Here is a 25,682-nt window from a genome sequence, read left to right on the forward strand (position 1 = left end):
ATCGTCAGGCCTGCAGGCCGTCGAACGTTCCGGCCAGGAACAGCACCCGTGCACGCGTCCGGCTCAGCTTGCCCGAGGTCGTCTTGGGCAGGTCGTGCGGCCCGACCAGATGCACCGCCGCCTCGACCCCGTGCCGGGCCCGCAGCAGGGCCGCGACCTCGCTCGTCAGTGTCTCGCGGGCCTCTGCATCGCCGGACCGGGACTGGACCAGCACGACCACCCGTTCGGCGTCGCCGTCTGAGATGTGGAAGGCCGCGACGTCGCCGCTGCGGACCCTGTCGAGTTCAGCCTCGACGCTCCATTCCAGATCCTGCGGCCACAGGTTGCGGCCATTGATCAGGATCAGATCCTTGGCCCGCCCGGTCGGCACGATCTCGCCATCGACGATCAGTCCCAGGTCGCCGGTCTCCAGCCAGCCGTCGCCGGACAGGACGTCAGCGGTCGCGTCGGGATTGCCGAAATAGCCCCGCATCAGGCTGGCCCCCTGGATGAAGATGCGCCCGACGTGGCCGTCCGGGACGGATCGACCGTCGGCATCGCGGACCTCGATCCGGTGCCCGGGCAGGGCCGGGCCGCAACGGACGAAACCGCGCGATCGCTCATCGACAGCCCCGCCGATGACGTCGCCATCGCCTTCGAGGTCCAGCAGATTGAGCGTCTCGACCTGCAGGCCGCGGCCCAGCGGAGCCATTGCCACGGCCAGGGTGGCCTCGGCCATGCCATAGCTGGCGACATAGGCCCTGGCATCGAACCCCGACCCGCCGAACCGCTCGGCGAACTCGGTCAGAGGGCGGACCCGGACCATGTCGCCGCCGACGCCCGCGATCCGCCAGCGGGACAAGTCGAACGTCGCGGACGAGCCCGTCTCGGCCCGTCGGGCGCAGAGCTCATAGCCGAAGGTCGGGCTGTAGGAGACGCTGCCGCCGTTGCGCGATATCAGGTCCAGCCACAGCAGGGGCCGCCGCACGAAGGCGCTGGTCGGCAACAGATCGACCGTCATCTGGCAACACAGCGGGGCCAGCAGGAATCCGATCAGCCCCATGTCGTGATAGAGCGGCAACCAGGACACGGCGCGGTCCTGGGCCACGACCTGAAGCCCGTCGCGGGTGATCGCCAACGCGTTGGCCATCAGGGAACGGTGGGTGACCATCACCCCGGTCGGGAACCGCGTGCTGCCGGACGAGAACTGGACATAGGCGAGGTCGTCGGGGCCGATGTCGGGCAGGGTCACATCCACGGCCTCAGGCAGTTCGTTCAGCGACGGCCCGATCGCGATGCCGCCCGCCTGATCCGCCGCCTCGCGCAGCCATTCGGCGTAGGGGGCGGGCCCGAACACGGCCGAGGCCTGGGCCGCGCCCAGCATCCGGGCGATCTGCTCGACATAGGCCGCGCGGCCGCCCAAGGGCGCGGGCAGGGGCAGGGGGGCGGGCATCAGACCGGCATACTGGCAGGCGAAGAAGGCGCGGATGAAGTCGGCGTCGGTCTCGGCGGCCAGGCCGACCCGGTCGCCGGGCGCCAGGCCGCTGGCGATCAGGCGGCGAGCAAGGGCCAAGGCCTCCGTCCGCAACTCGGCATAGGTCACCGTGCGCAGGCATTCTCCACGACCGCCGTACAGGGTGATGCCCGTCTGGCCCGTCGCCGCGAAGTCCAGCGCCTGGGTCAGGGTGGGGAAGTCGGCATGGCGGACGACGCGATCCGGCGCGGTTGGGGTGGGGGTGGTCAAGTCCGGGCCTGCTGTTCGTCGTCTGCCCCGTCCTACGGGTGATTCCGACGATTATAAAACACGCACACGAACATACCCAGCGCCATCAGCGCCGAGGCGATCACCAGCGCGACCGCCGCCCCGAGCGCGCCGTACCGCGTCACGACCGGTCCCAGCAACGCCAGATAGGCGACGCAGACCAGCAGCCGGACCCAAAGCGCCGTGCCCGCCCGACCAAGCGACACCAGCATCGGTTCGAACGGCAGGGCGACCAGACCGATCACGGCGGCCCCGACCTGCCAGGTCATCAGGGTGGCGGCCTGGGTGAACTGCGGCCCCATGGTGATCCGCAAAAGCCATTCGCCGCCGCCCAGCGTCAGCCCCATCAGTGCGACGCCCAGAACCCCGGCCAACAGGCCGATCACCCGCGCCAGCCGCCACATTCCGGCCTGTCCGCCCTCGCCGGCGTGCAGACGCGCCAGTTCCGGATAGAGGGAGGCGGTCAGCAGGCGGGCGGGCTTGGCGATGGCGTCGGCGACCTGACGTCCGATCCGCCACAGCGCCGCCTGGGCCGGTCCCACCAGCGCCCCGAGGGCCAGGGTGATCACATGGGTGAAGGCCACGTCGACCGTAGCGCTGAGGTTGGTCGACCAGGCAAACCGCCAGGCCCCCGGCATGCCTTCGGTCAGAGGGCCGCCGCGCCAGGTCAGGCCGGATAGCAGGCCGCGCGCCTTAAGCTCCGACCAGGCGGCCCAGGCGATATAGACGAACCCGGCGACCACGCCTGCGGCCCAGAAGACCAGGAACACCGGCATCGACGCCGCCGTCACAAATCCGATCCCGCACCCGATCAGCCGAACCAGGGCGACCAGCGCCGTCTGTCGGGCCAGGACATCAAACCGGTCCAGCAATCTGAGCAATCCCATCGGCGTCGCCGACACCATGAAGGCCACCGACAGGACATACAGGGCCGCCGCCGGGCGATGCTCAGGCGACAGGCCCAGCCAATCCCCGAACGCCAGGGTGGCGATCAGCCCGACAGCGACCCCGACGATGGCCCCGATCGCGTCCAGGGCCAGGGTGAAGCGCAGCACCTTGCCGAAATCCGCCGGTCGCCCCTCGGCCAGCGGGCGCGCGCCATAATGGAGCACCGTCTGCCAGGACTGGAATTTCACCGTCTCGCCCAGGAACTGGGCGAAGGCGTGGATCAGGATCAGCACCCCGAAGCCCGTCAGCCCGAGCGCGCGCGCCGTCAGGGCGATCGCCGCCAGACCCATGACCGCATTTGCGACCCGTCCCCCCAGCAAAACTGCCGCATTGGCGAGGACACGACCGAGGACTGGATCGATGTTGTAATACAATTTCAACGGGCCGATCGTCCCTCCTCCCCGAGATGCCGTATGATAAGTTTGAGGCCCGCTTCATGGCGGATGACCGCTGGTGCGGCATGAACGCCCTGGCGGCGGCTTTGGCTTGGACCGGGTCTGAACTCCGTAACCCCAATGAACTTTTCCCGACGTCCCGCCCTGATCAGGCAGGAGGCGCACAGCGGCATTTCATTATCACGTTGCTGTGATGAAAGCGCGTCCCGAACCGCTCCCCGAAACGATGGGGTCAGTGTCCCGGAGGAGGGCGATCAAACCATGCGGGACAAGCATGCCCATCGTCATAGACCACACCCTGCCGCCTGGCCGAGAAAATCCACGAAACCCGCGTCGCAAGCAATCAGGACGCGGCAGGAAGCTACAGGAAGATCAAGACCGTCAAAGGTGGCAGTGCGGTTCTAGCCGCCGATTGCGAGCGCTGTCAGGACGGGCAGGCGCGCCCGCTCGTCATTCTGTCGAAAGTAAAGAAATCAGCACGGCCGGCGACCGGAGAGGTCGCCGGCCAGTCAAGGGCCCGTCAGAGCCTAATGTTCTGGGCGCTCGGTCAGCTCCGCCGGCCTTGCGCCCGCGCCGCTGAGTTCAGGCAAGTACAGACCCGTGGCCATGCCTGCCAGAAAGCCGGCGGGCTGCACGCGTGCCCCAAACCGGCGACACGGATCCGGATCGGCGATCTTGCGAGGTTTCCGGTCTCTCGGCGCAAACGCATCGCCGACCGCGTCCCCCATGGGCTCGGCGAGTTGAAGCGCATCACCGACCCGCGAGAGTGATGGAGAATCCGTACCAATCACGTTCGCATTGCGCGCCCAGACCAAGGCGGCCGCCTGCCGACCATCCGTCGTGATCAACTCACTTTCCACGGCCAGACCCCCCGTTGAACCCGGTGCGCGCACTCCGATCGGACCGGGAATGAAGAACCCCGCCACGGCTGACCCCGCAGAAGCGGCCCGGCCAGTTGGACGCACACCGGTGACGGCCGTCCGAACCCGGGCGGCCGAAGAGTCCTGTTGCGACAGGACAGTGAACCGCTCGCTGAGCTCATAGCAGATCTGACGATCGGCCTCCGCCAACACCAAGGCCGTCTCGGCGTCGGAAAGGTCGTCCACGGCGCCGGGGTGAAGAACGCTCGGCTCTATGAACAGCTGATCAATCGCCTCGGCTGCCGCATCGTCGCGCCTTTCGCGAATGGAAGCGCGAATTGTGTCCGAACGCTCCGTCAATCCGTCATAGGACTAGAGGAACCCAGACTGGACTTTTGGCGCTGTCTGACATGCCGCCAGGCCGGAAATCAAAACAGTAAAAACTAGGGAGCTTCGCAATGATCTTCCTCCAACACGGATGCGTTTCAATCCATCTCACTTAGACGTCCCCATGGCGAATCCACCCAATCTTTTGGCGGCCAAACGCCTGGCCTAGGTGGCGTCCACAAACGCCGTCGTCGTGGCCGTGCTCGAAGCTTGCGGTCGATACCGGAAGCCCCACGACGGTTAGTGCTGGAAAAAGCAGCCCTGAGTAGGCGATCATGCCGCAATTCGTCCAGCGGCGCACCCAGCCGCCAACGCGTCCCTGGACATGGCTTCCAACGCAGCCGCGCATTCGGCCAGCCCGCTGATCGTCAAGGCGTAGCCGAACTTCGACCTTGTATGGATCGCCCCCGGATACAAGGCCGTCCGCAGATCGCTTACATAGACGTACACAGTATGCCGACTGAGCCCAAGAGACCGGGTTTCCACAAGGTCGCCCTGGGCCGCCCAAAGTGCGGACAGCAATTTGGCGCGGCCACTGGAAAGGCCGAACCAGACCATGAATTTGAGGTCGTTTGCGGCCCAGTGGCCGCCGACAGACAAGCGGGATTGCATCCAGGCAATATGCTTTGCATGCTAATGCTTTGCAAGCTATTCGCCAGGGCCATGCCTTTTGAAATCACTCTCGGCCGGGCCATCGCGCTTGCAGGTCGTCGATGGCGCAACCGCCTCGACGAGCGCCTCAAGCATGTCGATCTGACGCAGGCCCGCTGGCACGCACTTCTCGAACTGGAGAAAGCCGGAGATGGGCTGAGCCAGAAGGAGCTGGCGTCGCGGATCGGCATCGAACCCCCGACGCTTGTTCGTCAACTGGACGACCTGGAGCGCCGCGGCCTTATACGTCGCGAGGCGATCGCCGGAGACCGGCGGGTCAATGCAGTGCACCTGACTGAGGCCGCCACGCCCGTGTTGGCCGAAATTTTGAAAATCGCCCAGCAGGTCCGGCGCGAAATCACCGAGGGCTTGTCCGAGGCGGACCTGGCCACGGCCTCGTGGGTGATCGAGCATATCAACAGAAGGTTGGAAGACCTATGAGCGCCGACGCCTTGCCCCCTCACGCCGCCGAAGCCCGCAAGACAAGACCCGGTCGACGAAAGCTGGTTGTGATCATCGCCGTGCTGCTGATCGGCTTGGCGGTGATAGTCGGCTGGTTGACCCTGCGCGCCGGAAAGGTGAACAGCACCGACGCACGGATCGCCGCCCATGTGATCGCGGTCAGCAGCGAAGTTTCTGGGCGGGTCGTTGACCTCCAGGTCCGGGCGGGCCAGCGGGTCCGCGCCGGGCAGATCCTGGCAAGCATCGATCCGGCTGATTCCCGCCTGGCGCTCGAACGGATCGATGCGGAGATCGCGCGCATCGAGGCCCAGCAGGCCCAGCTCCGGGCGCAACAGGCCGCGGTCGTCAGACGGGTCGGAGAGCAGATGGGCGTGTCGGCGGCCGGCGTTTCGGCGGCCCAGGCGGATGCTCTGGCCCGGCAGGCGGAAGTCGCGGCGGCGCGTAGCGCCTTCGATCGGTCCAAGACCCTGTTCGAGCGCGGGCTGGTCGCCCAGAGCCGATTTGACGAAGACCAGGCCCGTCTTCGCGCGGCCGAACAAAACGCTGCGCGCGCCCAGGCTCAGATCGCGGGGTCGCGAGCCCAGGTCGGCGTCACCCGCGAGGGTACGAGTGAGGTCGAGGTGCTGGAGGCGCAGGTCGCCGCGCTCGACGCTCAGAAGGAAGGGTTGCGGGCTCAGCGCGGTCAGCAGACCCTGGATCTCGGCCGTCGGGAAATTCGCGCCGCATTCGATGGCGTGATCGACCAGACCTTCATTGACGCGGGCGAGTTTGTTACCGCCGGCACACGACTGTTGATGTACCATAATCCGTCGGAGATTTGGATAGACGTCAACATCAAGGAGACTGATGTCCGCAAGATCACCGTGGGAGCCCCTGCGCGAGTGAAGATCGACGCCTATCCCGGCCAGGTGTTCGATGCTCGGGTTTCCGAAGTGGGCGGAGCCGCGACCAGTCAGTTCGCCCTTCTTCCCAATCCCAATCCGAGCGGGAATTTCACGAAGGTCACCCAGCGTATCCCGGTTCGCCTCGAGATCGTCCAGCAACAAATCCCATTGCGCCCCGGCATGATGGTCGAGGCGACGATCGATGTCGTCGACTGACGCCTTTTTCGTTCGCTTCGGTCCCGGGTATCGCTGGCTGGCCACCCTGACGGCGATGGTGGCCGCCGTTGCGGTCGTGTTGTCCTCGACGATCGTCAATGTCGCCATACCCGCGATCATGGGCCAGTTCGGCATTGACTCCGTTCAGGCCCAGTGGCTGTCGACCGGCTTCCTGGCGGCCATGACGGTCACCATGCTGATGACGGCCTGGTGCGAACGGGCGTTCGGACAGCGGTTGACGATGATCGGCGCTCTGGCGCTGTTCCTGTTCGGCTCCATCGTCGGCGGCGTTGCGCCGGACCAGACGGTGCTGGTCGTTTCCCGCATCCTCCAGGGTTTGGCAGCGGGGATCGTCCAGCCGCTGGCGATGGTGGTGATGTTCCAGGTCTTCCCGCCGCAGCAGCGAGGGGCGGCGATGGGCATTTTCGGCATCGGCGTGGTTCTGGCGCCAGCGCTCGGGCCGTGGGTCGGGGGCGTCTTGATGGACAATTTCGATTGGCGCTTCCTCTTCTATCTGGGCATCCCGTTCGGCGTGGTCGGCATCGTTCTCGCCAATCTGTTCCTGCCGACCAGGAATCCGGATCTCGAGCGGCAAAGGCTCGACTGGCCGGCGATCCTGTATCTTTCCGTGTTCTTGCTTTCGGTGCTTCAAGCGATTTCGAGCGGCCAGCGCCTGGGATGGGACTCCAACATCGTGATCGGTGAGATCGCTCTGGCGCTCGCAGCCGGTGGAGCCTTCCTATGGCATGAACACCGGACCCCTCATCCGATGCTCGATCTGCGATTGTTCTCCAACGGGCCGTTCGCCGCAGCCTGTGTCGTCAGTTTCGTGCTGGGTGCGGGCCTGTTCGGATCGACCTATCTGCTGCCCATTTTCGTCCAGCAGATCCAGAACCTTACGCCCACGCAGGCCGGACTTCTTCTCATGCCGGCGGGGTTCGCGCTCGTTTTCGTGTTCCCCCTTGCCGGAAAACTCAGCGACGTGGCGCCCCCGGGCGTGCTCATCGGTCTTGGCATGGCCATCTTCGCCTACGCATCGTGGCTCCTCTCGCACGTCAATGTCGATACGGCCTTCTGGACGCTGGCGTGGTGGACGGTGATAAGCCGTGTCGGTCTGGGCTTCGTGTTTCCGTCGCTCAGCGCGGGTTCCCTGACGGTGCTTCCGCCACGACTTCTGAGCCAGGGTTCAGGGGCGATGAATTTTACGCGGCAGCTCGGCGGCGCGCTCGGCACGGGGATTCTGGCGGTGATCGTGGAACGCCGCAGCGCCTTTCATGGTGATCTCATCGCCGCGACGCAGACGCCGGACAATGTCGCGACGACTGCCTATGTTCAGGGCGCCGTCCGGGCCATGAGCGAACTCGGCGTTGCGCCGATTGATCAGGCGGCGGCTTCCGGCTGGCTTTTGGGACAGACCGTCGTCTATCAGGCGGCCGCAGCCGCCTATCGTGACGGTTTTCTGATCACAGCAATCGTTTTCGCCGGCGCACTCCTGCCGACCTTCATCCTGCACCGCGCTCTGCAATCGAACCGCAAGGCTTCCGCGGCGCCTCCGACCGCCATGGAAGCCGAAGGGGATATCGAGGCCGGTTTCGCGCTCGAACCGGTTCTGCCGGACGATGTAGGCCCTCAGCGCAAGAGGGGCGCCGCCTGACGGTTTCGGTCGGCCTGGGAAATATAGCCGCCCGATGGCGCTCTCGTCGTTCACCGTCGTTCTAGACGCACCGCGGCTCGATGCGGTGAAGCGATGAATATCGGCGCGACGTCGGACGCCAGCGGCGTCTGCCGACGCATGATCCGTCACTATGAGAAAATCGGCTTGATGTCCCAACGTGACAAACGCCGGATCAAGGAGGCCGAGAGAGTCTGTGAGTTTGGTGAGCGCTGGGTGGTGAAGGCGCCGATGGCGGACAGCACCTGCGCGATGCGGCGTTCGATCTTCGAATGAGAGCGTCTGCCAGTCTGGACGAATCGGCTAAAGCCGCTGCCGATCGCGGCTAAGGCAAGGCAAGGCAAGGCAAGACAGGAGAAGGTGACCTGTCGTTCCGCGGTCAACCCTCTAAGCAGCACGTCACTGCTGACCGCGCCTGCCACCGCTCCGACGAAGGACGGGAGGACTGACCGGCATACATGGCCCTCCCTCGGCGGCTCGGTGGCGTTCAAGACACTCAAAAGCTTGAGTTGACGGAGGCGGACGCGGAGCGTCAACTTGGTGCTCGGATGTGTCCACGCCTTTGGCATGCGAGCGCGATCTCTTGGAGCGCCTGGGCCCTCGCGAGGTCGGCTGATCGACGGGATGGAAGATGAGTCGACACCGCGGAGCGATCGACCGGGACAAGCAGAACGCCATTCTTGAGGCGGCGATTGATGTTGCGGGTAGCGCGAGGCCGTCCCTGGCCGCGATCGCTAGCAGGGCCGGCGTATCGCGCCAGACCGTGTACAATCAGTTCGGTGGGGCGCAGGGCCTGAAGCTTGCGGTTCTCGACTCGTGCCGGGCGGCGCTTCTGGAACCGTTTGCGCAGGTCCCGGGCCAACCGGACACTCGAACCGCCTTGGCCGCCTATGCAGAATCCGCCTTGAGGCAAATGCGCACCGTTCGGTACCACCGTGCGCTTCGAGCCATGGAACGGGTTTTGCCTGAAGACATCACTCGGGCGAATGCGATCTGCGCTGAAATCTCGCAAGAGTGCTCGTCGAGCCTCAGAGACTTTCTCGTGCGGGAGATGAAAGCAGGGCGCCTGAAATGCCCGGATCCGGACGAGGCCGCCGCCGAGTTCCGCGCCCTGACAGTGGCGGGGACCCAAGTGCGAATGCTCGCCGGCTTGTTCGACGCCGCCGAGATCGGCGACGCGTCGAAAGAGGCCCGCACCGCGGCCGACCGATTTCTGGAACTGTATGGATGCGGACCAGAGGAAACAGCACCGCCTTCGGCCGGGCGCCCCAAACGACTGGCGGGTTGACACGAGCCTAGCGCAGGGGGCGAACGCCTAGCGGCGCGGCGGGCGGACGGCAGCTTCTTTGCAAGCCGACGCCCTTGAGGAACGATCGGCGCACCAACCCCGCCTGAATTGATTGCTGAACCCGGCGGCTGTGCTGTTCCGCGCCGGACAGACGGCGGACCCAGCTGCGCATGGGAATGAAGTCCGTCACCGTGTCTCGAACGACGTCCAGCGCGGCACCGGCGGCGATGTCTTCCGTTCGTTCGACGCTCGCCCGTTCAGGATCGTCAAGATCGGGTCCCAGCGCCTCGTCCAGGCGTGAGACCTCGGCCGATATCAGTCTGCACCCGCTGAGGCCTGCAAGCTCATAGGGATGGGCGGCTGCTTCGGTCAGAACGGCGGGAATCGCGTCGCGGCGCACATTCAGATCTTCGAGCGGGGTCGCTGCGGCGTCGCCGACCCCCGCCCTGAACGTCTGTGTCCCCCTGTCAATGGACATGCCTGCATTGCATGCGGCCAGCGGGGCGACGAGCAGAAGGAGCGCTGTGTATTGTCGCAGCATGACGATCCTCAATCAGACGAGCGGAAGAACGACGCAGCGCGGCCAAAGACCGCACTGCGAATGGGAAGGACGCCCAAACGGGGGCATTGACGAAACTCTTTAGGGTACCCAGTCGTTCCATTTTGGCCTTCGTCTTTGAAGGCGCTTTGTGGGAGTTTCCCTGTGTGGAAAATCACGATCCTGATGGCTTGCGCGATGCTGGCCGTCGCGGCCTGCGGACCACAAAGTGAGGATCCGGAACCGGTCGACGCTGTTGCGCTTGAGACGCCAATGGCGGCCAGCGGAGCCCCGGAGATCAACGACGTCAATACGCCTGAGGGATACCTTGTCGCCGCCTGCTATGACGACCTGTATCTTGTCGCAGCGGCAAGGGCGATCAAGGCCCGATTCGCGGACCCCGAGATGAAGGCTTTGGCCAACAGCCTGGAGGCGCAACATGTCCAGCTGCTGGCGACCCAGTCAAACCTGCTCGCGGATGTCGGCGGGACAGCGGCCCCCACCCGCCTCTCGGCCAGACATGCCGCCTATGTCGCCGATCTCGAAGCCGCCGCTCCGCAGGAGCGGGATCGCCTGTGGTTGGCGCAGCAGATCACCGTACTGCTCGACTCTTCTCTGCTGCATACCACCTTTTCTCTTCACACCGACGATCCACACCTAAAGGCTCATGCCCATGCCGCCAGCCTGTCGGCCCAGAACCAACTGGACGAAGTCCGCCGGCTTGGGGGTGACAAGCTGCGGCCCCTGGACTCCTGAAGACCTCAAAGATCGGGCGGAAAGGGTCCGACGCACGGTCCGGACGTCTCCATCTGTCATTGGTGTTTTGGTCGCCATAAAGCCGGTTGACCTTGGGCTGCCACTGTACCGCGACGGTCTTCCGGCACAGCGATTGTCTTTATCGGCGCCCGGGCCCCGATCTTGATTCTCCACGAGGCGCTTTAACCCCGTCGAAAGCGCGTGATGCCGGCGTGGCGCCGAAGCCGGGTTCGCGCTTGAGCAAGTCTTGCGGACGCGGACTGTCGGAGACTCCGTGACGCCCGGCATGCCGACGTCGTCGGTCGACCGTCGCTTTAAGGTGGGGTTTGTGCGCATTGCCTATCCACCAGGGTGCGAATAACAGCCGTGAATCGCGACCCTCGCGTTCGAATTTCATCCATGGCGTCATCAGGCTGCAGGGCGTTGAGACGGGTCGCGAAACCGATCAGCAGGTCGAGAACCGCCAGAGAGAGGTCCTCGGCCATTTTCTCTGACAGGCCCGGCGTCCGCTGCGCCAGAAGCACCGAGAAAACATCGACGCTTTGGCGAACTGAAGCCGACACAGTTTCTCTGATGGTGCGGAAGGTCTCGTCTTCCGTGAGCAGAAAGCCCATGAGGGCGCTTCCTTCCGGCGAGACCAGGATCTCAAGGCAGCGGCGAACGAACTCTCCCAGCCAGTCCTCGGAGCGGGACGTCGTATTCGTCAGAGATGCCCGGACGTGGCTTCTCCAGCGCTCCAGAGCATCGCGGATCGCCGCTTCCACGAGCTGATCCTTGGAACTGTATCTTTGATAGATCGTGCGCTTGCTCATGCGCGCGTGGCGCGCGACCGCCTCGGTTGTGGTTCTGGAATAACCTTGATCTACAAAGAGTCGCCAGGTGGTGGCCAGCAGATCGACGTCGATGATGTCGGCTTCTCGAAGGCTCGGACGACCAATTTTCGGATCACGCTCCGTCGGCTCGTCAAAATGTGAGAGATCAGAGGTCATTCGCACACTGTAGGGAACTCAACACGCACGGGCGAGTTCCTGCGGGGTAACGCTACGGCGTATTACCCTCATTGCTAGAAAGTACTTATGCAGAGAGTTCGTATCGCGCTGATCGCAGCCTGCGGCCTGGCCTTCAGTGCGTGTGCGACGGTGGATCGCGCGCCCGAGATGTCGCTCCACGAGTTGGAGCGGGGCCTCGTCGCGACCCAGGACCCCAGGATCGCACCGAGCGATCAAGGCCGGCTGGAGCGGATTGCGGAGGATTTTCGCAATCGGCTCGCCGGCAGTGACCGCCGCCGGTCGATTCTCGCCTTGTCTGGAGGGGGTGCAAACGGTGCCTATGGGGCCGGCATCGTGGCCGGGTGGACTCAGCACGGCGATCGCCCGGACTTCGATATCGTCACAGGCGTGAGCACAGGAGCCCTGGCAGCGCCCTACGCCTTCCTCGGTCCTGACTGGGACGATGAACTCGCGGCAGCCTATTCCGAAGGACAGACCGAGGGTCTCTTAAGCTGGCGCAGCTTCGCTGCTTTTCTGTCGCCAGGTCTCTTCAGTCCGCGAACGCTGGAAGCGCTTGTCGAAGAGCACGTAACGCCGGCTTTGCTGGCGCAAATCGCCCTGGAAAACAAAAAGGGGAGGAGGCTCTTTGTCGCCACGACGAACCTCGATTCCGGCGAGACGGTGATCTGGGACATGGGCCTTCTGGCCGAGGGCGGCGATGAAAACGCCCTGCGGTTGTTCCGTCAGGTGCTTCTCGCATCGGCCAGTATTCCGGGCGTCTTCCCCCCGGTCTTGATCGCCGGAGTGACCGAGGCCGGGACCGTTCGGCAGGAGATGCATGTCGATGGCGGGGTCAACACCCCGTTTCTCGGCGTTCCGGAAGGGATGATCCTGAGTGGCGAAGCCCTTTCCGGCTGGAGCGGCAGCGAACTCTACGTCATCATAAACGGAAAGCTGGGGCAGGACTATCGTCAGACCAAGGGCAGACTGCCGTCCGTCTTCGTCCGGTCTTACCAGAGCATGACCCAGTCTCTTCTGCGAACCAGTCTTGCGGCCCAGGGCGCGTTCGCTCGCCGCAACGGAATGCGCGTGAACGTGGCGGCGATTCCCCCAGAGGTCGACGCTTCCGCGCTCGATTTCGACCAGGATTCGATGACGGCGCTCTTCGAGGAGGGCCGTCGTCGCGCAGCGGCCGGCGATGGCTGGGCGCCATTGAATGTCGGCCTGGTGGACCCCCCCTCCCCACCGGGTGGCGGATCCGGCGGGCAACCCGGTCCTCAGAACCCCTGACGCCAACGAGACATTCGATGCCCTCTAGGTGGCGGTGACCATTTAGCTATTTGAGCCAGAGCATGATGGCGGCGAGGGTGACGAAGCCCATGAATGTCGATGCGAGCTTGTCGTATCGCGTGGCCACGCGGCGGAAGTGCTTGATGCGGCTGAAGAACCGTTCGACGCGGTTGCGCTCCTTGTAGAGACCCTTGTCGTAGGCGTGCTGTCGCTTGCGGTGGCGGCGGGGCGGCACGACGGGATCGCCGCCCTGGTCGATGATCTTGCGATAGAGTCTGTCGGCGTCATAGGCCTTGTCGGCCAGGACGTAGTTGGCGGCGATGCCGTCGATCAGATCGACGGCGGGCGCCATGTCGTTCTGCTGGCCCGGCCCCAGCAGGATGCGGACCGGCAGGCCCAGGGCGTCTACGCAGACGTGGATCTTGGTTCCGAAGCCGCCGCGAGACCGGCCAAGCGCCTGGGCGTCCGGTCCCCCCTTTTACGCCGCGCGCCGGCGGCCTGGGCGTGGGCCCGGATGACGGTGGCGTCCAGCATGACCCATTCCAGATCGGGTTCCGCCGCCACAGCCTCGAACAGACGGTTCAGGACCCCCATCTCGATCCAGCGATAATACCGCCGCTTGGCCGTCTGATAGGGACCGAACCGCTCCGGCAGATCGCGCCAGCGCCCACCCGACCGAGCCATCCACAACAAGGCGTCCACGAACAGGCGACCGTTGCTGCGCGGACCCCGCTTGCCCTTGCGACCGCCCGGCACGAACGGCTCAATCCGCGCCCACTGATCGTCCCGAAGAACTTCGCTTTCCATCGACCCCTCCAAAGAGAAGCGTTGAATCAGAACCGCGTCAGTCGGGGAATCCTAAATCGTCACTACGACCTAGTAAAAAACTCCGTCCGCTGATCTCAGCGGCGGCCATCGGCCTGTCTTTTCCGTCCCTTGCCGGCGTCGCCAATGCCCAAGATGACGGTCGGCAGATCCGCGTCGCCGTCATGCAGCACGACGTCCTCCATCTGGGCGCGGGCGATCGCGAAAGCGGCCTCAACCTCGAAGTGGCGCTGTTGAGCCGGCCCATCGCGGCCCTGGCGACTGTCGGCCGTCCAAGGGTCTATGTGAGCGGCTCGGTGAACAGCGACGGCGACACGAATTTCGCGGCGGTCGGCCTGGCGTGGCGTCGCGACCTGTCCGAGCGGTTCAGCGGCGAGATCCAGTTCGGTTATGCGTTGCATGACGGGGTCGTGGACACGATCAATCCTGTCGAGGCGCAATCGCGGCTACTGCTGTGCTCACGGGATCTCTTCCGATCCGCCCTCAGCCTTGATTGGAAGGCCTCGGAAGTCACGAGGATCGGTCTCCAGTGGGTCCATCTTTCGCACGGACAAATCCTGGGCGACGGGCGCAACCAGGGTATCGATACCGCAGGTCTGGTCATGACGTACCGATTTCCTTAGAGCGCGATCCCGGTCGGCTCGGCCCCCAGAGGAAAGAACCCCAGCCTGCTCAAGCCTCGGATGATCGTGCAGCAAGGCAGCGGCCGAAGAGTGCTGTCCCAAAGCGTGGGGCAATCCGGCGACTTCATAATGCAAGTCGTAGCGCCGGGCTCTCAACTTCCTGGGCTTCCTAGTCGGACGTTCTGGTAGCGACGATGCTAACCGGCCACATCGATTTAACAACTACCGTCGTGCCGAGCATCTGACGGCCTTCTTCAAGATTCCGGCCGCAGCGAACATGGCTTAAGTGTCTGGAGTCCTGTGCTCGTCTGTCATCGCCGGGAAGGACCGGCACGGTCATAGACCGTGCCGGCTTGGAAGGAAGGATGTCCACTTGTGAACGTCCTGAAAACGTCGCTGGTACCAAAGCGTTCCATTATTCGCTAGGCTTCGACCGTATATTACAAGCCTGGGCTGGGCTCCACATCCCCACGAGTTCACGCCGGATCGTCGCTCAGATGACCGAGCTGTAGGCGAAATCGGGATTTGATCGCCGCGATAGTCGTCAAGCCGGTCTGCAGCCGCGGGTCCTGTAGCTAGGGAAGAGCGACCGAGAGCGGGTCAATCACAGACAGGCGCGACGCCCAAGCGAACCATCCCGCGGCTGACTGCTTCAGGGCAGGTCAGAGCGACAGGACCGGAGCCTAGGACTGTCCCCACGGGCGTGGATCTCGTCGACAAACTCATCAACGCCGGAAGGCGGACGTGGGAAGGTTTTGGTATCCGTGCGTTTGAAGCCATTATCCTTTCGCACAGCTGGCCAAGCCGAGGTCGTCGCGCGACACATCGCGTCTCTCCATTCCGACCAGCCTGCTGGACCCAAGGCGTGTCCACGACGTCGACGGGCGAGTGATGGATGGCCGGACCTCGGGAGGCCGCGAGGCGATGTGGTCCAACATCGCAGAGCGCGATGGGACGGCAAGGGGACTATTGAACGCCTTTGCCGAAACGGGCCTCAGTGCTGTAATGCTCGATCGTTTCTGTGGTGAGTTTGTGCGGGCCGCCCGTCATTTTCGAGCCGGCCTCATACTCTTATGCCCGTCAATCCCGAGCTAGGAAGTCTCTTCAGAACCGAACACTGTGCTGATCGGCAGGTCGTTGATCTTGGCTATCTCATCAACTTCGGACACCGAAAGATCTGATAAAAATCCTTCCGGATCCCCCGCGGTGATCTCCATCAAGCGAGCGGCGAATTTGGGCTCGATCGCTGCAACCGCCGCCCAGCCATTTTTCAATGGGTGGATTCCGTAGCCCGGAAACGCACCCGATAAGGCTCCCCCGCTCCGGGTCAGGCCATAGCCGACCGGCGCTGCGAACGCGAGTGCGGCCTGCTTCAGGCCGACGGTGCGATGGCGACCCTGCGATCCACGTTCCCGACCGAGCAGCAGCGCCAGCCCAGCGCGCGCCGCTTCCGCTGCCCCCCCGAGATCAGCGATAAGGGTAAGAGGCATCGACGGGGGAGCGACCAGGCCTGCGTCCATCTGGTAGGTCAGATCATGACCCGGCACTTCCGGCGCCCGGGTGTCGCCCACAATCTCGACCCAGCAAAGCCGGCTGTTGATCTCCATCAGCGACGGCGCTGTAATTCCCAGGCGCGACAGGGCAGAGGGTCTCTGGCTGGTGATGAGCAGGTCTGACTGCGCCAGTATGGTGCGGAGCGAGGCCATTTGTGACGGTTCACGCAAATCCAGGGCGTAGACCTCGACTCCCCTATGCAGGTCTTCGTACCAGGGAGGGCATGCAAGGTGAAGCAGATCGCCCGAAGGCGGTTCTATCTTCGTCGCAGTCACGCCGTCCGCGACGAGCATCGACAACGCGACCGGCCCGGGCAGATTCTGCGCCAGGGAGATGACGTTGAATCCTGCCAATGGGCGATGCCTGTCATAGGTCGAAGCCGGATTCATCGGGCTGGACTCCAAATCGTTATCGAAACCGCTGCGGTCGAAGACCGTCATCTCACCTTGACAGGCTGATCATGCTAGACAACATACTGTACGTCCAACATGTAACTTTTCCCAGGCACGTGACGCTTGGTATGCGGAGCGATGACGATGTCCAAGGACGCTAGGCCGATCTTCATGGCTCCGCCGGAGACCACTCCCCTGCTCAATCGCACCGTCTTCGGGTCGGAACACGACGACTACCGCCGGGGCGTGCGAAACTTTTTCGAGGCTGAGGTCTACCCGCACTGGGAAGCCTGGGAGGCTCAGGGGCATGTCGACCGAGACCTATGGAACAAGGCGGGTGCGGCCGGGATGCTGTGTGTGACGATGCCTGAGGCCTTCGGAGGGCTCGGCGCGGACCGCCTCTTCGCGACTATAGTTATGGAGGAGCAGGCGCGCGTGGGCGCCAGCGGGCCAGGCTTTTCGCTCCACTCCGAAATCGTCGCGCCGTACCTTAAGCACTATGGCAGCCAGGCCCAAAAGGAGAGGTATCTGCCCAGAATGGCGTCTGGAGAGCTCATCGGCGCGATTGCCATGACCGAACCCGGAACAGGATCGGACCTCCAAAATATTCGGACCCGAGCCCGCGACGCCGGCGACCACTACGTCCTCAATGGATCAAAGATCTTCATCACCAACGGATTTCTCGCTGACCTCGTGATCGTCGTCGCCAAGACCGGAGAAACCGGCAAGGGGAGCGCGGACACCAGTTTGATGCTCGTGGAAGCGGGTACGCCTGGGTTCACCAAGGGAAAACCGCTCAAAAAGATGGGTATGCGAGCCCAGGACACGGCTGAACTTTTCTTCGAGGATGTCCGGGTTCCCAAGGAGAACCTGCTGGGCAGCGAAGGCGCCGGCTTCCTGATGCTGATGCAGCAACTCGCCTGGGAGCGCCTGATGATCGCAATCCAGGCGCAGGCGAGCGCAGAAGCCGCCTTCGACATCGCTCGCGACTATGTGAAGTCCCGTACCGCCTTTGGGCGTCCGGTCGCCGCCTTCCAGACCATGCGCCACCGAATGGCGGACATGCAGACCGAACTCGGCGTCGGCCGCACCTTCGTAGACGAATGTCTTAAGGCGGAGATCGCCGGGACCCTGACGCCGATGGCGGCTGCGGCGGCCAAGATGTGGGTATCAGAGATGTGCAGCCGCGTCATAGACCAGTGTGTTCAGATGCATGGCGGTTACGGGTTCATGTGGGAGTATCCTGTGTCGCGGGCGTTCGTCGACAACCGCGCCCACCAGATCTACGGGGGCACCAATGACATCATGCGAGAGCTGATCTCCCGGGCACTCTAGTCTGGCCCGTGACCTTTGGTTCCTTGTGCAATCCAGCCGAAACGTGAGAGGCCATGACACATCTCGCACATGACGGTCGACCTCACCCCCGAACCCAGACCGAGCGATCCGCCGCGATGAAACGGCGGCTGATCGAGGCGACGCTCGAGACGCTTCACGAGCATGGCTATGGCGAACTAACGATCGGCCGGGTCGTGGCCGTGGCAGGGGTCTCACGCGGGGCTCCCTTGCATCACTTCACATCGAAAGCCGCCCTGGTCGAGGCTGCGACGGCGTCTCTCGTCGCTGACGTGTCCCAGAAGATGCTTGAGATCTGGAAGCGAGTTCAGAGAGACCCTGATCCGATCAGGCAGTTTTCACTGGCGCTCTGGAAAGACATCTTCCTCGCGCGCGAAGGCGTTGTTTTGGCGGAACTCAGCCACGCCAGCCGCAGGGCTCCGGAACTCGCGGAAATCCTCACCCGTCTTTGGACAGGCTTCTATCGGATGGTGCAGGATTTTCATCCCGCTGATTCCGCCGGGTTTGGCGGCCCCGCCGGTGAGTTGTCTGTCGGTCGGACATTCATGTTGAGCCAATGGTTGATGCGAGGCATGCACGCTGACGTTCATTTGGGAGCGTCGAAAGCGTTGTTCGAAGCCTATTTGAACCAGTGGGTGGACGCCTTGGAACCCAAGGTTCCACCCCTAAGGGATGGGCCAGGCGCGTGATCGAAACCGGCGATTTGAGGGGGTGGTGCAGAGTTCCGCCGGTTTCCAACGCCTGGGCTGATCCTGCGACCGGTTCAGAAACGAAGCGAAACTCCGAACCAAAGATTGAGACTTCCGAATGAAAGAACCGGCCAGAGCAGCGTTCAGGACCACCGACGGTCTAGATTTGGCGGCCGACCGCTATGGTCGGCCCGGACGCGGATCGATCCTGATGGCGCACGGCGGGGGCCAGACCCGACATTCCTGGGCCAAGACGGCGACGGTGCTTGCGGATCGAGGTTGGCAAGTGGTGGCGCTCGATCTTCGCGGCCACGGCGACAGTGCTTGGTCGACGACGGGCAGCTACGCGATCGAGCGGTTCGCGGCCGACCTTGTGGAGGTTGCGAAGACGATGGGTGACCGTCCGGCCTTGATCGGGGCGTCGCTGGGCGGTCTCGCCGGACTGTACGCGGAGGCGGAACTCGCGCCTGGAAGTTTCAACTCGATCACATTGGTGGATATCGTTCCCGGCATGGACCTGGACGGAGCCGCCAGGGTGATCGAGTTCATGAGCGCCAATGTAACGGAAGGTTTCGGAAGTCTTGACGAAGCGGCCGACATTATTGCTGCCTATCTGCCCCACCGCCCGAGACCTTCAGATCAATCCGGGTTGGCCAAGAACCTCAGGAAGGGCGCCGACGGCCGATACCGCTGGCATTGGGATCCCGGCGTCGTCGCCGGTATGCAGAGCGGGAAGTCCTTGCATGACGCGGAGGCATTCCGGGCTCGGCTGCCTGGGTTGAAACTGCCGGTCCATCTTATCCGCGGTCGCCTCAGTGAGCTGGTATCCTTAGAAGCGGCGGAATCCTTCGTCGACCAGCTTCCGAACGCCCAGTTCACCGATGTCGCCGGGGCTTCACACATGGTGGCGGGTGATCGCAACGACGCCTTTCTCAGTGCTGTGGTTGAATTCCTGGAGCGCATAGACCCTCAGTAATCCGACGCAAATGCCTGATGCCATGCTGGGGTTCGTCGTGCTGACGTCTCTCTCCACGATCAAACCGAGCCGGCGGCGTTTGTGACCGGGGACGCGCCGCAACGGCCCCTCCCCGCGCCTACAAGATATGCTCGCCTCGCACAGCATGCCGCGAACATAGGGACCGTAGAATTTGAGCGACGGGATTCGCCTCTGCGTCGCCGATACCTGAAGCACGGCATAACCGGGCATTCCTTCGTCGCCGAGGCCAATTTCGAGACGGCGATCGGGCGTGAATCGACCCGAGTGGTTTCTTGCAACACAACCGCGACTGTGCGGACCTTGAGCGCACTCAAGCGCGCCGGTCTGCTTGGACGCGCCCGGGGAACCCTGCTTCGCCGCGCGACCGATCCGTGGGAGAGCCATCAGGGCGGCATCATGAACACCCTGGTTCCTGAGCCCGAAATCCCCAGCCACCAGGGTCCGGACGCCCGGACTGTCGATCCCGACCTCGACGTGGTGACCATGGCGGTCAAGGTCCCCGAGACGATCGCCCATCTGCACTACTGGTCAGTCCAGTTGACCCGTCCCGTGGACAAGGAGGAGGTGCTCAATGCCTTCCGCTCGTCGTCACGCATCCTGTTGATGAAGACTGAGCACGGTCTGGATGCGCTTAACGCCGTCAAGGAACTGATGGCGGATCGGGGCCGCTCCCGCAGCGACCTTTATGAAGTGGCGCTTTGGGCCGACATGCTCACGGTGCAGGGCGATGAGCTCTTCTACGCCTACATGGTCGACAATCAGGCGATCGTCGTGCCCGAAACGATCGACGCCATCAGAGCGCTCGATGGACGCGAGACATCCGGGCGGCGCTCAATCGCCGCGACCGACTCGGCCATGGGCATCGAAGGCCGACTCTTCGCCGAGGCCGGCGCCCGGACACCCTAGACGCCCGCGCTTAGAGACGTGACCGCTCCAGGACCATTGCCGACCGGGAGGGGCGCAGACAATCCAACGGAGCGTCACTTGGGCTCTCCCTCACCAGTCGGAGAGTATCAATGACCACCCGGACGCTTGAAGTCGGTAATCTCTTCTCCATCCTTGGGGCGTCCGGGATTGAACGACAGCTGCGTCGCATCGACGGCGTCGGCCGCGTTTCCGTCAATCCGGTGTCGGGGTCCACCACGGTCGCCTACGACGCGGCCAAGACCAGCCTGTCTGAAATCAGGGCGGCGATCGAGGCCTGCGGCTTCCACTGCGCCGGCGAGGCCCTCCCCAACCATGTCTGCCAGAATCACGAAGCGCCGGCCAAAGGCGCCCCGGAGCCGGTCGGGCCCGCCGACGCGCATCGAGGACATTCCCGCGAGACATCCAAGGCGAAGTCGGGCCTCATGAACGGGAAAGACCCGGCCCGGGGCAAGGCGCAGAAGGACGCCATGGCCCACGAAATGGGCCATGGCTCCGGAAAAGACATGCAGTCGATGGTGCGCGATATGCGCAACCGCTTCTGGGTCGCGCTGGGATTCAGTCTGCCGATCTTCGCCTTCTCGCCGATGGGCATGGACTTCATCCGGATTCCGCCTCCGTTCGGCATGAGGCTGGACCTCGTCCTGTTCATCCTTGCGAGCGGCGCCATCCTCTATCCGGTCTGGCCCTTCGTCGTTGCCGCCTGGCGGTCATTGCGAAGCGGCGTCGCCAACATGGCGGTGCTCATAGTTTTGAGCGTTGGCACCGGTTATCTCTTCAGCGTCGGCTCCACCTTTATCTACGGCGGACAGCAGTTCTACGAAGCGTCGGCGATTCTGCTGGTCTTCATCCTTCTCGGTCACTGGCTTGAGATGCGCGCCAGGGCCGGCGCATCCGAAGCCATTCGGGCCTTGATGGATCTGACCCCGCCCAAGGCGACCGTTTTGCGTGACGGCAAGGAAGTGGAGGTGCCCACCGCGGAGGTGGTGTCCGGCGATACGGTCGTGATCCGGCCCGGCAACAAGATACCGGTCGATGGCACCGTGCTGGAGGGGGCGTCGCTCGTCGATGAATCCATGCTGACCGGCGAGTCGATGCCGGTCGAGAAAAAGGTGGGCGACACCGTGATCGGCGCGACGATCAACAAGAGCGGCACGTTCCAGTACAGCGCCACCAAAGTCGGTGCGGACACAGCACTCGCCCAGATCGTCAAACTGGTTCAGGAGGCCCAGAACTCCAAGGCTCCCTCGCAGCTGCTGGCCGACCGCGCGGCCCAGTGGCTTGTCTGGGCCGCGATCCTCGTAGGCCTGCTGACCTTCGTGGTCTGGTTCTGGGTCATCGGCCAGCCCCTCCTGTTCGCCGTCAGCCTGACCATCACCGTCTTTGTCATCGCCTGTCCAGACGCGCTGGGCCTGGCGACTCCTATGGCCATCATGGTCGGGACCGGACTGGGCGCCATGAATGGCATCCTGTTCAAGAATGCGTCGGCGCTCGAGGACGCCACCAAGCTGGACGTCATCATCTTCGACAAGACCGGCACCCTGACGATGGGCCAACCCGAAGTCGTCGATCTGGTGACGGCGGACGGCGCCACGGGGCATCAGGTGTTGGCCGCAGCCGCGGCCGTGGAGGCCGGATCTGACCACCCTCTGGCCCAGGCCATCCTGCGCAGGGCCGAAAAGGTGAAGGCGCCCAAGGCGAGCGGGTTCACCAATCTCGAGGGCAAGGGCGCTCAGGCAAAGATCGGCGGCAAGACGGTGTTGCTCGGCAACAAGCGGCTGATGACCGAGAACAAGATCGACCTCGGGGAACTCGGCGCAAAATCCGAGGCGTTGCAGGCCGCCGGCCGGACCGTGGTCCACCTGGCCGTGGCCGGCAAACTGGTCGGTCTGATCGCCATCGCCGACGCGGTGCGGCCCACTGCGATCGAGGCGGTCAAGGCCCTGCGCGCTCGGGGCGTCGAGGTCATCATGCTGACCGGGGACAACCAGGGTACGGCCGAACGGATCGCCAAGGGTCTCGGCATCGATCGCGTGTTCGCCGACGTTCTGCCCGGCGACAAGGCGAGCAAGGTCAAGGAGCTGCAGGCTCAGGGCAAGAAGGTCGGCATGGTCGGCGACGGCGTCAATGACGCCCCGGCCCTGACCCAGGCCGATGTCGGCTTCGCCATCGGCGCCGGCACGGATGTCGCCATGGAGAGCGCAGACATCGTCTTGATGAAGAGCGACCCGTTCGACGTCGTCGGCGCCATCGAACTGTCCCGGGCGACGCTTCGAAAGATGCACCAGAACCTGTGGTGGGCCGTCGGGTACAACGTCATCGCCTTCCCGCTGGCCGCCGGCGTGCTCTATCCCTTCCTGCTTGGACCGAGCATCGCCGCCATCGCCATGTCCGGGAGCTCAGCGCTCGTGGCGATCAACGCCCTGATGTTGAAACGAACCCGCCTGACCGGCATCCGCCGGCCCGGCGAGGCGGTCGTAGCGGAGCCGACGCTTACCGCGACGGCGGCGGTGTGAAGCGTAACGCCAGATTGACCCTGCCACCGGTTGCGATGGCTGTCCTGATGGCCTCGGTGTTCACGGTGTCGATGGGCTTCGGCGTCGTCCTCCCATTGCTGCCGTTCCTGATTGAACGGCTGGTTGGCGAAAGCGCCTCGGCGGGAGAGGTCTCCCGGTCGACAGGTCTGCTGACCGGCCTCTATATGCTGTCGTTGTTTCTCTTCGCACCGATGTGGGGCCGCCTTTCGGACAGGCATGGACGCCGCGTCATCCTGCTGATCGGCCTGACGGGTTTTGGCGCCACCATGCTGGTCTTCGCCTTCGTCGAGAGCCTCGTCGCGGTCTACGCGGAGCGGATCCTGAGCGGTCTGTTCGCCGCTGCGGTCACGCCGGTGGCGCTTGCCGCCGTAGGGGATCTGGCGGCGACCGACGAGGTGCGCGCGCGCCGATTGACCTTCGTCAGCCTGGCGGGGGTCTCGGGATTTCTCCTGGGACCCATGTTAGGCGTGTTCATCGCGCGCGCTGCCGCAGACGTGCTGTCGATCACCAATCCCATGGGGTCGTTGGCGTTTCCGCTGGGCGCGACGGCGGTTCTCGCATTTTCCGTGGCCGGCGCAGCCGTCTTGGCGATACCACGAAGCCGGCGCAGGGGGCGGATGGGCGCGCCCGACCCGACCGCTTCGTCGACAGGCCGCTGGCTGATCCCAAATCTGCTGATCCTGGGATTCATCGTCGCGGCCGGTGTCGGTGTTTTCGAGGTCGGTCTGGCGCTTCGCGGCAAGCAGGAACTGGGCATGACCCCGACTCAGATCGCCCTGATGTTTACGGAGTGCAGCCTGGTCATGCTCGTGGTTCAGGCCATTGTCTTCTCGCCCTGGATCAAGCCCTCGGCGACCCGCTGGCTCATAGCACCGGCCCTGGTCGTCCTGGCGACGGGATTGTTCCTGCTTCCGCGCGCGACGGATTTCACCCTGATGCTCGCGGTGATCGGCGCCGTGGCGGCAAGCGCCGGCATTCTCGCGCCGATCCTGACCTACTGGACCTCCAGCATGGCCGGTCAGGCGCAGGGCGCTCAACTCGGCCGGCAAACGGCTGCCGCAAGCTTGGGTGCGGCCGTCGGTTCGGCCGGGGGAGGCCTTTTATACGATGTCGCCTGGTTGCCCGATGCCTCGTTCATCATCATGGCCGTATTGACCGGGTTCGGCGTCGTTCTCGGCATGGCCATGCCTCGCATGCTGACCCATGCCCTCCCGATTGACCGTCAAAGGCGCGCTTCAGCTGAAAACTAAACCACGGCGCCGCTGCGTGTTGAAAGGTCAGCGGCTTCGGTCCGGACGTCACGTTTGGTTGGCGGGCGACAGGATCCGAAGCACCCTGGCCGGCCAGGGGCGCAAGCATCGCCACGCCTGACCTCGGCATTCGGGGGCCTAGACGACAAAAACGGGAGCGAAGCCGCCGCCCGGGGTTCTGAAATTTGTCGTCTGGCCCTGATAGACGCGGGCGGCCATCTGGAGAGGCTGGCCTTGATAGGTGTAGAGGCGGACATCGAGCTTCAGAGACTGGATCTCTCCGTCGATCTTGATGCGACGTTCACTCGGCTTTGCCAGTTCCTGGGCGATATAGCCGCCTCGCTGGATCTCGGCCCAAACGCGCCGGGTGAGCTTGTCGCCGCGATAGACGGCCTTTCCACCATGACCGCCAGCGGGCTTGAAGAAATGCCGGCTGCGCTCCGCCCACAGCCTCTCCGCGTTTTCGGCCGTCACGAGGGCGGTGTGGGGGATCGCCGAAAGGCTTTTCAGTTGGCCTGGCGTCAGATCCCAACCGGCGACCATGGCCGGGTCCGACAACAGGCTGAGATTCCGTTTGTCGGCGAACAGGGCATGGTTGCGGGGGTTGGGCGTCAGAACGACAGCGCCGTGGAGATAGGCGTCTCGCAAAGCTTCGTGGCCTGCGGCGTCGAGGGAAAAGTCGACGAGGCGGTTGTAGACGAGGTCCACGGTCTGCCCCTCATGTTCAAGGCGTCCCTCGGAAATCCGGAGTTCGGAGGGATCGACGACACAGGCCTTCACGCCGCGCTGTTCGAAGAAACGCTGGGCCAGCAGGAACTCCGGGTAGAGGAACTGATCTTTCGGGCCGTCGTCGACGATGGCGATCGTCCGTGGCTGACCGACGCGACCCTGCAATTCCCATTCGTCGATAAACATTTGCCACACGAGCGCTTCGAACTCGCCAGGCGCGTCTGCGCGTCTGGCGTCACGCGCTTGGCGGCAACAGGCCTCTTGGGCGCGGGCCAGCAAGGCGTTCAGGAAGGCGCCCCCGGCATTCGTATTCACTTCGATCAGCTTGGGGCCGCTGCCGCCAAGATGAAAATCATAGCCCATGAAGACGCCGCGGGGGCCGAAGTCGTGGCGGGCGATCGCGGGAGCCCAGCCAAGCACCTCTTCCTGATAGGCCGTGTCGCCGGTCGCCGCTTCGATGGCCGCGACGACGTCGAGCATGGCCTTGACGTCGTGCGTGGAGATGAAGACGGGCCCGCCGGAGAACAGATTCGGCCTTGAGGCGAGCAGCGCGCCAACGAGGTCCGGATCCCCGGCCTCCGCACGGATCGCCGCACTCAAGCTGGATCTGTCGAGCGTGATGCAGAAGCAGTCTCTGTTGAGCACAGCGTCGCGGGCGCTGTCCCCGATGCCGCCGGTTTCACCCATCCGCTCCTCCTTTTCCGACGGCGGCGCGAACGGCGGTTTCGCCTG

The 25,682-nt window shown here is 64.1% G+C and carries 22 protein-coding genes; 14 read left to right on the forward strand and 8 right to left on the reverse strand.

The window, feature by feature from the left end; all coding sequences use genetic code 11:
• Window positions 1–4: 4 nt before the first annotated feature.
• The 3 genes from B3T77_RS08525 to B3T77_RS08535 all read right to left on the reverse strand — a co-directional run bounded on the left by B3T77_RS08525 (window position 5) and on the right by B3T77_RS08535 (window position 4,304).
• Entirely contained in the window at window positions 5–1,723 is a 1,719-nt protein-coding gene (locus B3T77_RS08525; protein ID WP_292078859.1) for a fatty acyl-AMP ligase, read from the reverse strand.
• Window positions 1,724–1,755: 32 nt separating this feature from the next.
• Window positions 1,756–3,069, reverse strand: coding sequence for a lipopolysaccharide biosynthesis protein (locus B3T77_RS08530; RefSeq protein WP_292078861.1), 1,314 nt, complete (start codon window positions 3,067–3,069; stop codon window positions 1,756–1,758).
• A gap of 542 nt (window positions 3,070–3,611) precedes the next feature.
• A complete protein-coding gene (locus tag B3T77_RS08535; RefSeq protein WP_292078862.1) occupies window positions 3,612–4,304 on the reverse strand; it encodes a DUF3313 family protein in 693 nt (230 codons plus the stop codon).
• Between the two features lie 690 nt (window positions 4,305–4,994).
• Here B3T77_RS08535 and B3T77_RS08540 point away from each other — a divergent pair.
• The 5 genes from B3T77_RS08540 to B3T77_RS08560 all read left to right on the forward strand — a co-directional run bounded on the left by B3T77_RS08540 (window position 4,995) and on the right by B3T77_RS08560 (window position 9,504).
• On the forward strand, window positions 4,995–5,423 hold the full coding sequence (locus tag B3T77_RS08540; RefSeq protein WP_292078864.1) for a MarR family transcriptional regulator: 429 nt from the start codon (window positions 4,995–4,997) through the stop codon (window positions 5,421–5,423).
• Complete coding sequence (locus tag B3T77_RS08545; RefSeq protein ID WP_292078866.1) at window positions 5,420–6,544, forward strand: HlyD family secretion protein; 1,125 nt, start codon at window positions 5,420–5,422, stop codon at window positions 6,542–6,544. The genes B3T77_RS08540 and B3T77_RS08545 overlap by 4 nt, the downstream gene beginning before the upstream one ends.
• The gene (locus B3T77_RS08550) at window positions 6,531–8,198 is read left to right on the forward strand and encodes a DHA2 family efflux MFS transporter permease subunit (RefSeq protein WP_292078868.1); all 1,668 of its coding nucleotides are present in this window, start codon (window positions 6,531–6,533) and stop codon (window positions 8,196–8,198) included. Before B3T77_RS08545 ends, B3T77_RS08550 begins: the two co-directional genes overlap by 14 nt.
• Before the next feature lie 93 nt (window positions 8,199–8,291).
• Entirely contained in the window at window positions 8,292–8,492 is a 201-nt protein-coding gene (locus B3T77_RS08555) for a hypothetical protein (protein WP_292078869.1), read from the forward strand.
• Between the two features lie 355 nt (window positions 8,493–8,847).
• Window positions 8,848–9,504, forward strand: a complete 657-nt coding sequence (locus tag B3T77_RS08560; protein WP_292078871.1) for a TetR/AcrR family transcriptional regulator — start codon at window positions 8,848–8,850, stop codon at window positions 9,502–9,504.
• A 7-nt stretch (window positions 9,505–9,511) separates the two neighbouring features.
• Here B3T77_RS08560 and B3T77_RS08565 read toward each other — a convergent pair whose 3' ends face one another.
• Complete coding sequence (locus tag B3T77_RS08565) at window positions 9,512–9,904, reverse strand: hypothetical protein (protein ID WP_292078873.1); 393 nt, start codon at window positions 9,902–9,904, stop codon at window positions 9,512–9,514.
• A 336-nt stretch (window positions 9,905–10,240) separates the two neighbouring features.
• Here B3T77_RS08565 and B3T77_RS08570 point away from each other — a divergent pair, with 336 nt between their 5' ends.
• Complete coding sequence (locus B3T77_RS08570; protein WP_292078875.1) at window positions 10,241–10,798, forward strand: DUF4142 domain-containing protein; 558 nt, start codon at window positions 10,241–10,243, stop codon at window positions 10,796–10,798.
• 314 nt (window positions 10,799–11,112) lie between these two features.
• Here B3T77_RS08570 and B3T77_RS08575 read toward each other — a convergent pair whose 3' ends face one another.
• A complete protein-coding gene (locus B3T77_RS08575; RefSeq protein ID WP_292078877.1) occupies window positions 11,113–11,787 on the reverse strand; it encodes a TetR/AcrR family transcriptional regulator in 675 nt (224 codons plus the stop codon).
• An 87-nt stretch (window positions 11,788–11,874) separates the two neighbouring features.
• Here B3T77_RS08575 and B3T77_RS08580 point away from each other — a divergent pair, with 87 nt between their 5' ends.
• The gene (locus tag B3T77_RS08580; protein ID WP_292078879.1) at window positions 11,875–13,077 is read left to right on the forward strand and encodes a patatin-like phospholipase family protein; all 1,203 of its coding nucleotides are present in this window, start codon (window positions 11,875–11,877) and stop codon (window positions 13,075–13,077) included.
• A 46-nt stretch (window positions 13,078–13,123) separates the two neighbouring features.
• Here the strand turns inward: B3T77_RS08580 and B3T77_RS08585 are convergent.
• Window positions 13,124–13,884 (reverse strand): IS5 family transposase gene (locus B3T77_RS08585; RefSeq protein ID WP_088582396.1). Its coding sequence is split into 2 segments (ribosomal slippage): window positions 13,124–13,557 and window positions 13,557–13,884, totalling 762 coding nucleotides; the frame shifts between segments, so codons are not numbered across the junction.
• Between the two features lie 182 nt (window positions 13,885–14,066).
• On the opposite strand from B3T77_RS08585, the gene B3T77_RS08590 reads away from it, so the two are divergent.
• Window positions 14,067–14,525, forward strand: a complete 459-nt coding sequence (locus B3T77_RS08590) for a hypothetical protein (protein ID WP_292078883.1) — start codon at window positions 14,067–14,069, stop codon at window positions 14,523–14,525.
• 1,091 nt (window positions 14,526–15,616) lie between these two features.
• Here the strand turns inward: B3T77_RS08590 and B3T77_RS08595 are convergent.
• Window positions 15,617–16,519 carry a CoA transferase gene (locus tag B3T77_RS08595; protein WP_008260488.1) on the reverse strand — a complete coding sequence of 301 codons (903 nt, stop codon included), beginning with the start codon at window positions 16,517–16,519 and terminating at the stop codon, window positions 15,617–15,619.
• A gap of 96 nt (window positions 16,520–16,615) precedes the next feature.
• On the opposite strand from B3T77_RS08595, the gene B3T77_RS08600 reads away from it, so the two are divergent.
• The 6 genes from B3T77_RS08600 to B3T77_RS08625 all read left to right on the forward strand — a co-directional run bounded on the left by B3T77_RS08600 (window position 16,616) and on the right by B3T77_RS08625 (window position 24,221).
• Window positions 16,616–17,806, forward strand: coding sequence for an acyl-CoA dehydrogenase family protein (locus B3T77_RS08600; protein ID WP_232216262.1), 1,191 nt, complete (start codon window positions 16,616–16,618; stop codon window positions 17,804–17,806).
• Between the two features lie 116 nt (window positions 17,807–17,922).
• A complete protein-coding gene (locus B3T77_RS08605; protein WP_008259822.1) occupies window positions 17,923–18,513 on the forward strand; it encodes a TetR/AcrR family transcriptional regulator in 591 nt (196 codons plus the stop codon).
• Window positions 18,514–18,631: 118 nt separating this feature from the next.
• Entirely contained in the window at window positions 18,632–19,489 is an 858-nt protein-coding gene (locus B3T77_RS08610) for an alpha/beta fold hydrolase (RefSeq protein WP_040349824.1), read from the forward strand.
• 81 nt (window positions 19,490–19,570) lie between these two features.
• Window positions 19,571–20,416, forward strand: coding sequence for a type II glyceraldehyde-3-phosphate dehydrogenase (locus tag B3T77_RS08615; RefSeq protein ID WP_292078889.1), 846 nt, complete (start codon window positions 19,571–19,573; stop codon window positions 20,414–20,416).
• A 110-nt stretch (window positions 20,417–20,526) separates the two neighbouring features.
• Window positions 20,527–22,950 (forward strand): heavy metal translocating P-type ATPase, encoded by a 2,424-nt coding sequence (locus B3T77_RS08620; RefSeq protein WP_292078890.1) that lies wholly within the window; start codon window positions 20,527–20,529, stop codon window positions 22,948–22,950.
• Window positions 22,951–22,997: 47 nt separating this feature from the next.
• Window positions 22,998–24,221, forward strand: coding sequence for an MFS transporter (locus B3T77_RS08625; protein WP_287928191.1), 1,224 nt, complete (start codon window positions 22,998–23,000; stop codon window positions 24,219–24,221).
• 138 nt (window positions 24,222–24,359) lie between these two features.
• Here B3T77_RS08625 and B3T77_RS08630 read toward each other — a convergent pair whose 3' ends face one another.
• A complete protein-coding gene (locus B3T77_RS08630; RefSeq protein ID WP_292078891.1) occupies window positions 24,360–25,637 on the reverse strand; it encodes a hypothetical protein in 1,278 nt (425 codons plus the stop codon).
• Between the last annotated feature and the right edge of the window lie 45 nt (window positions 25,638–25,682).

Source organism: Brevundimonas sp. UBA7838 (assembly GCF_002500885.1).
Classification (GTDB): domain Bacteria; phylum Pseudomonadota; class Alphaproteobacteria; order Caulobacterales; family Caulobacteraceae; genus Brevundimonas; species Brevundimonas vesicularis_C.

Bases quoted from the DNA above. Each gene is read 5' to 3' on its own strand.
- B3T77_RS08540 (WP_292078864.1), top strand. From the start codon at position 4,995: ATGCCTTTTGAAATCACTCTCGGCCGGGCCATCGCGCTTGCAGGTCGT.
- B3T77_RS08545 (WP_292078866.1), top strand. From the start codon at position 5,420: ATGAGCGCCGACGCCTTGCCCCCTCACGCCGCCGAAGCCCGCAAGACA.
- B3T77_RS08550 (WP_292078868.1), top strand. From the start codon at position 6,531: ATGTCGTCGACTGACGCCTTTTTCGTTCGCTTCGGTCCCGGGTATCGC.
- B3T77_RS08555 (WP_292078869.1), top strand. From the start codon at position 8,292: ATGAATATCGGCGCGACGTCGGACGCCAGCGGCGTCTGCCGACGCATG.
- B3T77_RS08560 (WP_292078871.1), top strand. From the start codon at position 8,848: ATGAGTCGACACCGCGGAGCGATCGACCGGGACAAGCAGAACGCCATT.
- B3T77_RS08570 (WP_292078875.1), top strand. From the start codon at position 10,241: ATGCTGGCCGTCGCGGCCTGCGGACCACAAAGTGAGGATCCGGAACCG.
- B3T77_RS08575 (WP_292078877.1), bottom strand. From the start codon at position 11,787: ATGACCTCTGATCTCTCACATTTTGACGAGCCGACGGAGCGTGATCCG.
- B3T77_RS08580 (WP_292078879.1), top strand. From the start codon at position 11,875: ATGCAGAGAGTTCGTATCGCGCTGATCGCAGCCTGCGGCCTGGCCTTC.
- B3T77_RS08590 (WP_292078883.1), top strand. From the start codon at position 14,067: ATGCAGCACGACGTCCTCCATCTGGGCGCGGGCGATCGCGAAAGCGGC.
- B3T77_RS08595 (WP_008260488.1), bottom strand. From the start codon at position 16,519: ATGACGGTCTTCGACCGCAGCGGTTTCGATAACGATTTGGAGTCCAGC.
- B3T77_RS08600 (WP_232216262.1), top strand. From the start codon at position 16,616: ATGTCCAAGGACGCTAGGCCGATCTTCATGGCTCCGCCGGAGACCACT.
- B3T77_RS08605 (WP_008259822.1), top strand. From the start codon at position 17,923: ATGAAACGGCGGCTGATCGAGGCGACGCTCGAGACGCTTCACGAGCAT.
- B3T77_RS08610 (WP_040349824.1), top strand. From the start codon at position 18,632: ATGAAAGAACCGGCCAGAGCAGCGTTCAGGACCACCGACGGTCTAGAT.
- B3T77_RS08620 (WP_292078890.1), top strand. From the start codon at position 20,527: ATGACCACCCGGACGCTTGAAGTCGGTAATCTCTTCTCCATCCTTGGG.
- B3T77_RS08625 (WP_287928191.1), top strand. From the start codon at position 22,998: ATGGCCTCGGTGTTCACGGTGTCGATGGGCTTCGGCGTCGTCCTCCCA.
- B3T77_RS08630 (WP_292078891.1), bottom strand. From the start codon at position 25,637: ATGGGTGAAACCGGCGGCATCGGGGACAGCGCCCGCGACGCTGTGCTC.